Genomic DNA, 13,080 nt, shown 5'->3' with positions numbered 1-13,080 from the left:
GAAACAGTATGTGCTGCATTTCCGTCTGTAAGTCTGCATTTCACGGAATTTGCGAAGTATGGTAACATAGGCGAACCAGCAGGAGTATATAGCGAAGAAGATGGGTGCGGAGGTGGATTCAATTGAGCTATAACAGAAATGACGGGACACAACCAACAGAATCTATAGCACTGACTGGAAAAATAAAGCCGTGGGCGTTGAGCGGCCCCAGTATTCAAATAGATCCGTTGTTTTCCTATTACGCGAACCGTTCGCGGGACAGTATAGCCGATGAAATCGCCCTTGCAGGCTACCGGACCGTTCATTATTTTGTTGTGCGTGAAAATGAAGTAGATGGGGCGCTCGTTGCCGCCTTTCAACGCAGGGAAATCGCCGTATGGGCGATGGTGCTTGGCAATGGTTCCTTTGGCGTGTCACAGTTGCCGCCAGAGTGGAAGGGATGGCGCATGGAACTGCTGCGCGAACCGAATGACGGGTTTCAGCGGCTTTCGCATTTTGCACAGGAGTATGTGGAGTGGAAAAAGAAAGCCGCTGCCCGGCTGGTCACCGACATTCCGTTCGACGGGTTCGAGGTGGCGGAGCCTTATTTCCCCGAATGGAACGGGCTGCGCAGTGGAGTGTACGGGGATATCGGGCCGCATGCCCGGCGGGCCTTCCGCGAGCGCAGCGGCGAGGACATTCCGGAATTCCGCGACAAGCATGCGCGAAATTACTACCGGAAGGTCCCGAAGCTGTACGCGCAGTGGGTCGATCTGCGCGTGGACGCCGTGAACGCGCTGATCGGCGAGCTGGTGAATGGCGTAGGCGGCGTGCGTGATGTCCGGCCGGACATCTGCGTGGCGACGTGGTCGCTGGCCGTGAACGGACGCGGTGATGTCCCCGGCCAGCTACGGGAATGGCAGGGTCTGGACGCGGTAGCGATGATCGGGTGCGTAGCCCCGGATATGCATGTGCTCCAGACCCATTGGCCGGACTGGATGCGCCGCCGCCTGCCGCCGCATTATATTGGCGGCTACGCCCGCATAGCGCAGGCGGTACGTGCCATTTATCCGAATCTGCCCCTCGGGGTGCAGGCGGATATCGGTTCACTCGCGAGTATGGTTCGGGACCGCGAATGGACCCGGCGGTTTGGGGCTACCGCCCTGGAGGGCGGTTATAACACCTGGACCGCCTACGAATACCATCTGGGCGGCTATATGTACGATGAGCCGCCCATCCCGCTCCGTGCGGATAGGTCGACTGCAGATGAGGTGGTCGTTTCTTTCAGCAAGCGGATTGCCACGCCGTCTGTGAATGAGCTGCGTGTCTGGAGCCGGGAGAGTTCGACTGGTGCAACGGGTGATCTGATTCGCACAGGCGGGAACGATTCATTGAGGCCATTAGAGCTTGTGGATGCAGCGGCAGACGGTAACCGTCTACTGCTACGTATATGTAATTTGCCGCCGAGGGCGTTCAGCCTGAGACTTGAAGGGGTACAGGATACACCGGAGCTATGGCTGCTCAAGGGAAGGAAGGCACATCACAATCTGCCGGAGCATGAAGTGCAAGTTCTTTAAAATTTGGGTAATAACATCTGTTCAAGAAATAAAATGTAGTGGAGTGAACAAGAGTATGTGGGATTGGGATTATTTGATTCGCGTTATGTTCGCTGGCTTGTGCGGCGCGTTAATCGGCTATGAACGTAAAAGTCGGATGAAGGAGGCGGGCATTCGCACGCATTTCATTGTCGGTATGGCGCGTCGCTCATGATGGTAGTATCCAAATACGGTTTTCAGGATCAAACAGCTTGGTCGAACCTGTCGCTGGACCCTTCCAGAATAGCGGCACAGGTCATTAGTGGAGTCGGATTTATCGGCGCAGGGATGATTTTCACACAAAAAAATAGAATCAAAGGTCTGACCACTGCCGCAGGTAATTGGACTACCGCCGGGATTGGTATTGCCGTGGGTGCTGGTATGTACGGGCTTGGCGCAGGGGTAACCCTTTTTATTTTGACAGCACAGTCCTTGCTCCATAGCCGTTTTTATCAGCTTGCTACTCCGTCTACGCGGCAAGTGATTGTCCAGGTCGAAAATGAGCCGGGCGTACTGAATCGGATTAAAGAACTGCTGGAGCACAAGAAGCTGACTATTCACAGCTTTCACGCCGAGCGCATCAATAACGGCGAGCAGTTGATTATTCATATGGTTTTAAAGCTGTCCCGGTCAGAGGGAGCGGAGGAGCTGTTGTCGTTGCTTCAAGAGATGGAGGGTATTCGTTCGGTAGAGACCAAATCCAATTAGACGGCTGTACTGTTCATACAGTATGTCTTTCAGTGCCTCTTTTGTCGAACGTTGACGGGTCCTTGAAACAGTAAAAAAGCTTTAAAAATAATGATTGAAAACGCTTCCTTTTGTGTATATACTCTTACTACATCACAGAGGCAGCACCAAGTAAACATTACTGTGGAGCAAGATAAATATCTTTGTATAACATGGTATAACATGAAAAACGACCCCATGCATATGCACAGGGCCGATAAGATCTTACTTTACTTTGACTGGAGCAGGATATTTCTTACCCAGCGTGTCCACAGTTACTTTTTTCATCGTAGCTGGTTTGATCGGTTTATCATTGCTGTCACGCTTGGAGTTCACGATGGCATCCACCACGTCCAATCCAGACGTTACTTTGCCGAAAGCAGCGTATTGACCGTCAAGGTAATCCGCATCGGCAACCATGATGAAAAATTGCGATCCGGCTGAATCCAGATCCGCTGAGCGGGCCATGGATAGTACGCCGCGCGTGTGCTTGAGCGTATTATTGACACCGTTGCTCTTGAACTCGCCTTTGATGCTGTAACCGGGGCCACCTGTACCGTTACCCTGCGGGTCACCGCCCTGAATCATGAAGCCGGGGATGACACGATGGAAGATCGTACCGTTGTAAGCGCCCTTTTGCACCAGGGAAATGAAATTGTTAACCGTGTTCGGTGCTACTTCCGGGTACAGCTCAAGTTTAATCTTTTTACCGTCGTTCATGACAATCGTGACGACAGGATGGGAAACAGGTTTGCTTTTTTCTTTAGTCGCGGCAGGGGTTGTACTGCTTGTCCGGCTTGCGGCTTCAACATCTGTCGCTTTTGTGCCGCATCCAGCAACCAGCACGAGCATGGTAGCCAGCAGGCACAGCATATACCAGGGACGTATCGTTTTTCGGATCATTTGTATTCCTCCTGAAAGGTTAGATGTGTAAAATCCTAAATTATAGTTTGGGACAGCGCAGAGCACTTTTCCGTTTTCTATCATACCTTTTTTTGTGGGGATAAGGAAATACGGGTTTGAATTCCGTATTCTTGGCCCATACTGCTGCTATTCCCAAGGAAAGGGGCAGAATCATGGTGGAGGTAGACAAAAAGCTGGCTAAAGGTCTCATATGGGGTATGGCGTTCAGTCTGCCGGTTTGGGTAGGGGTGCTATATTCGGTACAACACATCCGTGACTGGCTATAATATAATCAAGCGTGGAGATAGGCCAAAACCGGGATGGTTTTGGTTTATTTATATTTGTGCCAGTCCAGATTGCTGTTATTCAGCAGATGCTCGAAGTTGTTGTCCAGCTTCTTCTGTTCTGCTTTTTTTGCTTCGAGGGCACGCTGCCGTTCGTCTTCCTTACGTTTATCCTGCTCTGCCTGAGCTTCATTGGCCTGAGCCTTGAGCTTATTCAGCACGTCCTGACTCAACAGATCCTTTAACGTTGCAGGTTTGTCCTGAGCCGCAGGAGCAGGGGAAGACGAATTTCTTTTTTTAGCCATGTCATCAACTCCATTCCATTCGATTATATCAGCTTCTGCATGGTTGTTCCACGGCTGAAGAGTGAGGTTTGCTGTGGACTTTTCAAATTTAGAGGTTAATAATGGAATGAGGAGAAGGGGCGTGTAGCATCATGCATCTATATTGGAAGCGAAACCTGGTCGTTTTGTGGATCGGTGTATTTTTTTGCAGCATGGCCTATTCCGTATCTATTCCGTTTTTACCTATTTTTCTAAATACGGAAATGGGTGTGACCGATCATCTGGAGCTGTGGGCTGGGATCGCCTTTGGGGTTACCTTTTTAGCCAGTGCGCTGATTGCCCCGTTTTGGGGTTCGCTCGCAGATAAGTATGGACGGAAGCCGATGCTGATTCGTTCAGGCTTTAGTCTGGCGGTATTGTATTTGATATGTGCCTTTGTGACTGATCCGTATGTGTTCGTAGGGGTACGGCTGTTTCAGGGCCTGCTCTCCGGGTTTATTCCTGCCGCCATCGCATTGGTCGGAACGGGTTCGCCTGAGGATAAAACGGGTTATGCACTCGGCATTATGGCAACCTCCGGGGCGACGGGCAGCATTATAGGTCCGTTGATTGGCGGAGTGGTAAGCCATTATTACGGCAATCGAAATACCTTTCTATTTTCTGCGGGGCTTGTGCTGGTCTCTGCGCTAATTGCGACCTTTGCCGCTAGAGAGGACAACTTCAAGGGAACCAGTACCCGCTCGCATGTCCGTGATGATCTCAAGGAAGCTATTGCTAATCGGCCGTTGTATTTTTTGCTCATACTGGCTGGATTGAGTACCTTTTCCATCATGATCCTGGAGCCGCTGATTACGGTATATGTTCTGGAAATGGGAATTGACCGTAGCCGAGCGTCTTTAAGCTCCGGAATTGTATTCTCAGCTGTAGGTATTGCGGCTGTGCTGATGGCCCCCCGCTGGGGACGGATTGGTGGCAGGATTGGATTTGCACAAGTGCTGCTGATCGGGCTGATTGGTTCGGGAATCGGCAATATTTTGCAATTTTTTGTATCGAATTTTATCGGCTTTGGTGCGCTTCGGTTCGGTTACGGATTGTTTTATGCGTCTGTCGTTCCGGCTATTAATGCGATGACTGTGGAGGTTACCAAACCGGAGTTTCGCGGACGAGCCTTTAGCTTGAATCAGTCAGCGACACAACTGGCGATGATGGCAGGGCCGCTCATTGGCGGCTTACTTGGGAGCTGGATACCGATCCGCTGGATCTTTGTGTTTAACGGTGGAATGTTGCTGGTTGCGGCGTTGTTGCTATGGGTGAAGGGAAGGGGAGTTTTCCACGCCTCTGCCCCAAATAACGCAACGGATCGGGATGTTCGTCCTGCCGGATAGGTGTATTGTAGACAACGGTTCGATGTGCATGAACATATTTAATTGCAGACCTGCTCTTTCAGCGGGTCTCTTTTTGTTTGATAATAGATAATTATCCCAAACCTTTACTTTTAGTAAACTTATTCATAACCCTCTAAACTAAGAATACGACAAAGGAGGTTATATAATGATAAGGGACGACATTTTGCGACAACGGTTGGAGAAAGCTCGACAAAAGCTTTATGTTTTGCAAGCAAAACATGGCTTCAGTCACTCCAGCGTGCTCAGACAATCTATGATTCTGGACAAGCTCATTAATCAATATAACCGCCATTTCTATGTGAAAGAAAAAAGCCGACTGCATGAATGCAACCGACCTGGGCGAGAAACATGGTAAGGTCGCTCGCCCTTTTATTGTGGCACATCGTTATATATTTTAGTTGAAGTCTTAGTATTCGGAAATAGCGTTACCTTTACCTCCTTTACGATCCCCCCTGCAAAAATCACAAAAAAGCACGATACATACCGTTCGTAATATTATCCATTATATTGGACAAATGAACTTCTATAGGTATTAATTTTATTGTACTGTAATTTGAAAAAATTTAGCTTTATGTTATTAGAAAGCTCCTCTAAAGTGGATTTTACTAATAACTCTCTCAAATCGTATTTATCCTTATAATATTTGTAAAAAGTTGAACGATTAATTTTCGCCTCATTGATAATATCGGTTACTGTAATCTTAGTAAAGGTTTTCTGCTGAATACAGACCATGAAACTTGAAAATCATAAGGAAGGGCATATTATGACTCTTGTAAGAGTCAGAGGACAACAAGATATATTCATAAGAGGCGCGTAAATCGCGTCTTTTTGTTTTAAGGATATATGTTCTTAACCCTAGCGGAAGATGAACAAAGAGCATGAATACTATTGTGCTATTTGCTGCTTGGTTGCTGTGCACTGAGTAGGACACCTAGGATAACGACCAAACCGCCAATGATTTGTCGCCATGAAATGGTTTCCTGCAACAATAAAACAGAGAATAATACCCCGAATATGGGTACCAGGTTCATTAAGGAAACGGAGCTGCTCGGTGACAGCTTGATTAATCCGTAATTGTAAAGCAAAAATGCGATAACGGAACAGAACACGCCCAGATATATTAACAACATAAACGATCCCGTTGTCGGAGCTTGCCAGCTATCTTTTTCAATGAGTGCCAGAGGTATAAAGAAGATGCTGCCTGCAATAGTTTGATAAAAAGATAAAGTCACGGGCGGGTATTTGTCCACGACCTTGCGCGTCATGAAAGTATAAAATGCCCACGCAAAACCAGTTCCAATCAATATTAAATTTCCGATCAGTTCATTCTTTCCATTCGAGCTTCCGCCTACCGAAGTCAAAAAATATACCCCGATCATAGCCAGTGCAATGCCGATAATTTTATATTTGGACAGTTTCACTTTATATATCATGAGTTCAAGCAGCGATGTAATCGCGGGATAGGAGGCGACAATCAGTGCTGCGTTGGAAGCGGTGGTCAGGCTTACCCCTATATTCTCCATTGAAAAATAGATAGTGATTCCCAAAACACCGCTAAATGCAATCATAGCTAAGTCCTTTGGCTTAATTTTGACAAATTCCTTTCTTATAAGCAAAACAATACCCAACACGGCGGAGGCTATCATAAATCTGGATAGTCCCAACGTAAGAGGGGGGAATGTGGTATACGCTGCTTTTGTGGCGATAAACGATGTGCTCCAAATCAGCAGAGCCAGAATCGTAGCGCTGTAGTAGATGCGATTGCTGTTGCTGCTGATAGCTATGACTTTGTTCAAGTGAAATCCTCCCTGACATGATCTCATATCAAATAAAATATTAGTAGTTACTAGAGTAGCTACTTAGGTGACTACTAATAAAAAAGATAGTGCGTATATCGGTTTTTGTCAAGGGGAAGTGATATAGTAAGGTTGAACATGAATTTGAGGAGAATGCATCATGAAACCAAATGTGTTAGAAATTCTGCGGGATCTGAATTTTACGGAATATGAAGCTAAAGCTTATGTGACCTTGTTGGAAAGCTCTCCACTTTCGGGATACGCTGTGTCATTGAATTCCGGCGTGCCAAGATCTAAAATTTATGAGGTTTTATCAGGGATGGTTAACCGTGGGGACATTATGGTCAGTCAGGATAATACACCGCTATATGTACCACTCCCGCCCCATGAATTGATTGCCCAGAGAAAACGCAAAGCAGAGCAGATTTTTAATGTAGCGCAAGAGACATTGGAGCAGTATACAGCATCGTCCCAAAACAGAGAGAATATTTGGAATATATCGGGTTATGAAGCCATTATAAGTCGCATCAATGAAGGGATTAAGGGAGCCAAACACCGAATCTTAATGGAAATTTGGAAAGAGGATGCCGAGGTGTTCAGAGCTGCTCTAGAGCAAGTCGCCCGGGAAGGCATTGAGATTTTCATTGTAGCGTACGGAGATCTTAAATTTGATTTCGCCACCATTTATCACCATGATATGAGTGAGGAAATTACGTCCGAAATTGGGGGACGGTGGATTGTACTGAGCGTAGATGACCGGGAGGTTGTAGCCGGTATACTTTCGCTCGGGAATGACAGCCGTGCTGCATGGACGATGCATCCGGGGCTTGTGATGCCGATCACGGAAGTGATTATTCATGATGTTTATATTATGGAAATCATGTATGAGTTCCGTGAAGAGTTGGAAGCCAAATTTGGCCCTAATCTTATCCATCTTCGCAATAAATTCGCGATGGGTCCGAATGGCAAAGGATATTATGTCCCTTTACCTGAAAAGAAGGCTTAAACGCGAATATGCGCTGGTCCAAAATGCATAAATAAAGGCCCATGGAGTGTTAATTCCATGAGCCTTTTTCAATGGACGTTCCGTCCTTTATTTTACAGTTACAATCACACGTTGGTAATGTTTTAGCTGATGCTTTCCATTGTCCTGTACTTCTGCGATGATATGAATCGTATTTCCGGACTTGGCATCGGCGGGAACTGTAAAACTTACTGCATTGGTATCGCTGCCTTGCAAGTCAATCGTATTTACTTTCTCACCCTTGGCGACTTCTCTATGAAGTCCAAGCTGCATGTTACCCAGCATTTCAGGTTTAACTTCCGCGGGTTTTACTTTAGAATCTTCATACGTATCGGCTTCAAAATATCTCCACCATTTATAGGTTAATGGATCGCCGTCCGGATCTGATCCTTCTCCATGCAGTGTTATTTTCTCTCCGGGACTAGCTGCTACATCTACTCCTTCTTTAATGCTTAAAGTTGGATTATGATTGGCATCTTTATAGTCGGATGCAATAGCCCAATCTGCACGAGCTGCAAAGTCATTTTGAATATCATCAAACCATCTCATCAGAGAATATTCTGCTTCAAATTTTTTCGTATACACATCATAGTCTAACACGGTATTTCTAAATAATTTATCGTTAACCACACCGAAACGACCGCCCCAGCCACCATAGGTTGGGTTTTCCATACTCCGCAAACCGTTATCAATCAGATAAAAGAATGATGGAGAGTCTCCTTCAGAGATAAAATCATATTTATCATATTGTGGATTTTTCTTCAAATAAGCGTCACTGCCTCTTTGTTCTTCAGCCAATTCACCTGGAATCATCTTTCCATCGCCCATCAAAGCGTACATATCGAGCAATTTGCCGTGACCATTTTGGATATTCTTGAAATTCCAGTCCCCGTGTAATTTGCTGTTTACTTCTTCCGTGTGCATTTTCCAAGCGTATGCAAAATGCCAGAAGTTAGATTGATCATTGATAATTCTGATGTCGGGCCAATTTTTTGCGATGTATTTATTGTAGCTGTCATCCTGATCCAAAATGATATAAAGAAGGAGCTTATCACTTACCTTTTTTTGGATATCAGCCCATTGAGCTGTATTTTTGTATTCGTCCTCAATGGATTTTAAAGCTCTGGCTGTCGTATTTGTGCCACCCCAGGTTTGTACATATAAATCTCTTTTGTCATCATCCAGGAAGAGATTTTTAAGGAAATTAGATCCTTCTGTTTCTTTGTCCATCTCACCTTTGTATGAAATATTGCCTATCTTGGTCACGCTCTTAATATATTCAGGCTTTGGATATCCTTCGGCTTGTTTAGTTAGGTTAGGGTAAATCTCTCCATAAGCATCGATCATATCCGTTACCCATTGAGTTCCAGTCCATCTGAATGGCTTTATGCCTGCTTTTTCATCACCTGCATAATGGTACACGGAACTGGTCAGTACGATACCGGACAAGTCCATTTCATTAGAATAGAGGAGGAAGCGAATAACCGAATTCATATCATCGACTTCTCCATCGGTCGTAATAACGGTTCTAGCCTTCGTCGCTTTAGCTTCCACTTTATTGTCCACTTGTTCTTTGGCTGGAGTAGCTTTTTCATCCTTTGCAACAGCAGGAGCCTTTCCGCCACTGCAACCACTGATGACCAAAATACATATCATACCTAATAGAAAAACGTTTAACCATTTTCTCTCTTTCATTTTCTTTTCCCCTTCCTGAACTTTCACATGATGTTTTCTAGGATTAAGACTGTGAACACAATTATGGTTTTATATCTAATTTTAGGTATAAAAAAACCTAAATACATTATGCATCAAAAAGAAATTGAGCATACATGTATCTAGGTTTTGCCTGCATTATCAGTCACAATCCTGATTAGATGTTACATCATAATCCGAGAAAATGAAAGCGATTTATTTCACTTTGAACAAACCGGATTCTTTTACTTCGGACATGAAGTTGTGGAATTCAGGAATATTCAGCTGTTGCTGGGCATCGGACAAAGCGACTGCCGGGTTCGGATGGACTTCCACCATGATCCCGTCTGCTCCGGCAGCAAGTGCGGCCTTGGCACAAGGGGCGAGGATGTCCTTACGTCCTGTGGAGTGGGTCACGTCGACCAGAACAGGCAGATGGCTTTCCTTTTTCAAAATCGGCACGGCGGAAATGTCCAGCGTGTTACGTGTCCATTTTTCGTACGTACGAATACCGCGTTCGATCAGCATCACTTGCGTGTTGCCACGGGAAACGATGTATTCCGCAGCATGAAGGAACTCTTCCATTGTGGCTGCAAGTCCGCGTTTAAGCAGGATCGGAGTTCTGGTTTCGCCGGCAGCTTTGAGCAACTCGAAGTTATGCATGTTACGCGCACCAATCTGAATGATATCGATGTATTGGATCGCTTCCTCCAAATGTCTTGGGTCGACGATTTCACTGATTGTAGCCAGTCCCAGCTCATCGCCTACGCGTTTGAGAATTTGCAGACCCTCAATGCCCAGTCCCTGAAAATCATACGGAGACGTACGCGGCTTGAACGCGCCACCACGAAGAATCGGAACGCCCGCCTCTTTCAGAGCTTCACCGACTTCACGAGTTTGCTGGTAGCTTTCCACCGAGCAGGGACCTGCGACCATAACGGAGGCTTTGCCACCAACGAGCGTGTCCTTAACCTTGATGACTGTGCTATCCGGCTGATTTTTGCGGCTAACGATCAGATGCTTTTTGTGTTCTTCTTTTTGATAGTTCAGGGAAGCCTTGAAAATATTTTTGAACAACTGGCGGATCGTAGCGTCGTCGAAAGGTCCACGGTTAGCGGCGATCAGCTTGTCCAGCATTTGTTGCTCGCGTACCGGATCAAAATCAGGCACCCCTTGAGCTTCTTTTAATTTACCAAGTTGTCCGGCCAGTTCAGCACGCTGCGACAGCAGCTCCAGCAATTGCAGGTTGGTAGCATCAAGCTGTTCCCGCAGCAGCTCCAAAGAATTTTCATTTGTCGACATAAATAACATCCTTTCCCGAATAAAAATTGTTTTTTCTGTCAATCGATAGATATTTTTTCAGAAAATAACACAAAAAGGCATTCGCCGCAAGGGACGAATGCCGTGGTACCACCCTAATTACAGAAGTATACATACAAGTCGTCAACGCCATTCCAGCCGACAGTAGCTCCTTCTGAGCTTGATGCCCGTAACGGGGGCTTCCGGAAACCTCTAGTGCAGATAAGAAATGAATCCTTATGCTGGTTCAAGGCTCGACTCGGGAGTGAATTTCAACGCGGGATTTCGGTACGCTCTCAGCAATTCGTACCTTTCTGTGGAAATCCGGGTAGACGTTTACTTGTCTCCGTCCATGTCTTTGTTCATGTGATTCAAAAGAGTTGACCTTATTTTAAACAAAGTAGGTGCAGAAGGCAAGACCTGTTTGTCAGGTTCTGTTCTCGCCCGGTTTTGAATCGGTTATAATGTGAACAGCAACGGGAATCCCTTGCCATCTAAAAGACGTTATGTACAAGGAGGAATTATGAGCAAAATCAGAGTGTCGGCGGTTCAATACCATCTGCATACGATTGATTCGTTCGAAGAATTTGCCCTTCAATCGGAGCATTATATCAAAACAGCCGAGGAATTTGGTGCGGAATTTGTTCTGTTTCCCGAGTTTTTTACCACCCAGCTCATGTCCATTGGTGACAGTCAAGGCAAGGCCCTGACCATTAACGATCTGCCGGATTTTACAGATCGTTACCTTGAATTATTTACTTCATTCGCCCGCCGGACCGGGATGCATATCATCGGCGGTACCCATGTGGTGCAACGAAACGAACGTTTATATAATACGGCGCACTTGTTTTACCCGGACGGAGGCGTAGTCACACAGGACAAAATTCACATCACACCGACTGAGGTGCATGAATGGAATATGGCTCCCGGTGAGGGGCTAAATGTGTTTGAGACGTCCAAGGGGAAAATAGCAATGCTGACCTGCTATGATATTGAATTTCCCGAAATCGTACGCATGGCGAAGGCGAAGGGAGCAGATATCATTTTCTGTCCATCCTGTACGGATGATCGCCACGGTTTTTACCGGGTACGGTATACAAGCCACGCCAGAGCGGTTGAAAATCAGGTGTATGTAGTTTTGACAGGCACGGTAGGCGCTTTGCCTACGGTTGATTTTATGCGGGCCAACTATGGACAGGCGGCAGTCATTACACCGAATGATATTCCATTTCCGCCACGCGGCATTATGGTAGAAGGTGAGCTGAACAACGATATGATCGTCACCGCGGATCTTGATTTGCAGCTATTGTATGATGTACGCGAGCGCGGCTCAGTGACCACATGGCGTGACCGCCGTACAGATTTGTACACAGACTGGAGCTAACGAAAGGAAGGGCGTCATGTATCGCAAAGAATGGTTTGTCTTTGACGGGGATCGTCCGCTGCGGGCGGTCATCCGTAATTATTCGATAGCCGATTATGAGGGGCTGCTGTGTATTCAGCAGGAGAGCTTTCCGCCCCCCTATCCGCAGGAGCTGTTGTGGAGTCGGGAGCAGATTGCCAGTCAGGTTGAGCATTTTGCAGAAGGAGCGCTGTGTGTTGAAATCGAGGGGGAACTGGCCGGCTCGGTGACCAGCCTGCTGATGCACTACAACCCCGAGCATCCCCAACATACGTGGGAGGAAGTCGCAGATGACGGTTACATCCGTACCCACCGTGAGGACGGTAAGGCACTGTATGTCATTGATCTGGCTGTCCGTCCCGCATATCGTCGACTGGGTCTGGGCAAATGGCTTATTTTTTCCTTATACCATCTCGTCATCGAGCGCGGATTGGATCGTTTGCTGGGCGCGGGACGTATGCCCGGTTATCAGCATCATGCAGAGCAGTTAAGCGCCGAAGCGTATGTAGATGCCGTGGTATCCGGCGAGCTCAAGGACCCGGTGTTAACGTTCCTGCTTCGTTGCGGACGGGTGCCTGTTGGCATCATGCCCGATTATCTGGATGATGAACAATCGCGTAATTATGCGGCCTTGATGGAATGGAGAAATCCTTTTCATACCGATCACTAAATCACTACATCTCAAAATAA

The 13,080-nt window shown here is 46.7% G+C and carries 13 protein-coding genes, 1 pseudogene and 1 other annotated feature; of the genes and pseudogenes, 8 read left to right on the top strand and 6 right to left on the bottom strand.

Features of this window, described 5'->3' with window-relative positions; genetic code table 11:
* Positions 1 to 122: 122 nt before the first annotated feature.
* Both ASL14_RS06565 and ASL14_RS28790 read left to right on the top strand, forming a co-directional pair.
* A complete protein-coding gene (locus tag ASL14_RS06565) occupies positions 123 to 1,556 on the top strand; it encodes an N-acyl-D-glucosamine 2-epimerase (protein WP_134910955.1) in 1,434 nt (477 codons plus the stop codon).
* A 55-nt stretch (positions 1,557 to 1,611) separates the two neighbouring features.
* Positions 1,612 to 2,282, top strand: a pseudogene (locus ASL14_RS28790) (MgtC/SapB family protein).
* A gap of 243 nt (positions 2,283 to 2,525) precedes the next feature.
* Here ASL14_RS28790 and ASL14_RS06555 read toward each other — a convergent pair.
* A complete protein-coding gene (locus ASL14_RS06555) occupies positions 2,526 to 3,203 on the bottom strand; it encodes a peptidylprolyl isomerase (protein WP_134910954.1) in 678 nt (225 codons plus the stop codon).
* A 116-nt stretch (positions 3,204 to 3,319) separates the two neighbouring features.
* Between ASL14_RS06555 and ASL14_RS27275 the strand changes: the two genes are divergently transcribed.
* Entirely contained in the window at positions 3,320 to 3,490 is a 171-nt protein-coding gene (locus tag ASL14_RS27275; protein WP_170970780.1) for a hypothetical protein, read from the top strand.
* 44 nt (positions 3,491 to 3,534) lie between these two features.
* Here ASL14_RS27275 and ASL14_RS06550 read toward each other — a convergent pair whose 3' ends face one another.
* Positions 3,535 to 3,792 carry a YqkE family protein gene (locus tag ASL14_RS06550; protein ID WP_025685196.1) on the bottom strand — a complete coding sequence of 86 codons (258 nt, stop codon included), beginning with the start codon at positions 3,790 to 3,792 and terminating at the stop codon, positions 3,535 to 3,537.
* A gap of 131 nt (positions 3,793 to 3,923) precedes the next feature.
* Between ASL14_RS06550 and ASL14_RS06545 the strand changes: the two genes are divergently transcribed.
* Both ASL14_RS06545 and ASL14_RS06540 read left to right on the top strand, forming a co-directional pair.
* Positions 3,924 to 5,156, top strand: a complete 1,233-nt coding sequence (locus tag ASL14_RS06545; protein WP_134910953.1) for an MFS transporter — start codon at positions 3,924 to 3,926, stop codon at positions 5,154 to 5,156.
* A gap of 166 nt (positions 5,157 to 5,322) precedes the next feature.
* Positions 5,323 to 5,532, top strand: coding sequence for an aspartyl-phosphate phosphatase Spo0E family protein (locus ASL14_RS06540; protein WP_134910952.1), 210 nt, complete (start codon positions 5,323 to 5,325; stop codon positions 5,530 to 5,532).
* A gap of 140 nt (positions 5,533 to 5,672) precedes the next feature.
* Here the strand turns inward: ASL14_RS06540 and ASL14_RS29495 are convergent, their stop codons facing one another.
* Entirely contained in the window at positions 5,673 to 5,909 is a 237-nt protein-coding gene (locus ASL14_RS29495; protein ID WP_134910951.1) for a TetR/AcrR family transcriptional regulator, read from the bottom strand.
* A gap of 161 nt (positions 5,910 to 6,070) precedes the next feature.
* A complete protein-coding gene (locus ASL14_RS06530) occupies positions 6,071 to 6,973 on the bottom strand; it encodes a DMT family transporter (RefSeq protein WP_134910950.1) in 903 nt (300 codons plus the stop codon).
* Positions 6,974 to 7,133: 160 nt separating this feature from the next.
* Between ASL14_RS06530 and ASL14_RS06525 the strand changes: the two genes are divergently transcribed.
* A complete protein-coding gene (locus tag ASL14_RS06525) occupies positions 7,134 to 7,979 on the top strand; it encodes a TrmB family transcriptional regulator (protein ID WP_134910949.1) in 846 nt (281 codons plus the stop codon).
* Between the two features lie 87 nt (positions 7,980 to 8,066).
* On the opposite strand, the gene ASL14_RS06520 is transcribed toward ASL14_RS06525, so the two are convergent.
* Together ASL14_RS06520 and ASL14_RS06515 are read right to left on the bottom strand one after the other, a co-directional pair.
* Complete coding sequence (locus ASL14_RS06520) at positions 8,067 to 9,692, bottom strand: DUF1593 domain-containing protein (protein ID WP_134910948.1); 1,626 nt, start codon at positions 9,690 to 9,692, stop codon at positions 8,067 to 8,069.
* Positions 9,693 to 9,905: 213 nt separating this feature from the next.
* The gene (locus ASL14_RS06515) at positions 9,906 to 10,991 is read right to left on the bottom strand and encodes a bifunctional 3-deoxy-7-phosphoheptulonate synthase/chorismate mutase (RefSeq protein WP_134910947.1); all 1,086 of its coding nucleotides are present in this window, start codon (positions 10,989 to 10,991) and stop codon (positions 9,906 to 9,908) included.
* 86 nt (positions 10,992 to 11,077) lie between these two features.
* Positions 11,078 to 11,350, bottom strand: a binding site (T-box leader).
* Positions 11,351 to 11,511: 161 nt separating this feature from the next.
* Here ASL14_RS06515 and ASL14_RS06510 point away from each other — a divergent pair.
* The gene (locus tag ASL14_RS06510; protein ID WP_134910946.1) at positions 11,512 to 12,372 is read left to right on the top strand and encodes a carbon-nitrogen hydrolase family protein; all 861 of its coding nucleotides are present in this window, start codon (positions 11,512 to 11,514) and stop codon (positions 12,370 to 12,372) included.
* 16 nt (positions 12,373 to 12,388) lie between these two features.
* On the top strand, positions 12,389 to 13,060 hold the full coding sequence (locus tag ASL14_RS06505) for a GNAT family N-acetyltransferase (protein WP_134910945.1): 672 nt from the start codon (positions 12,389 to 12,391) through the stop codon (positions 13,058 to 13,060).
* Positions 13,061 to 13,080: the final 20 nt, after the last annotated feature.

The sequence above is a fragment of the Paenibacillus sp. IHB B 3084 genome, from assembly GCF_001447315.1.
Taxonomy (GTDB): Bacteria; Bacillota; Bacilli; order Paenibacillales; family Paenibacillaceae; genus Paenibacillus.
The sequence above is the reverse complement of the archived record's forward strand: the minus strand, read 5'-3'. Positions and strand labels throughout refer to the sequence as shown.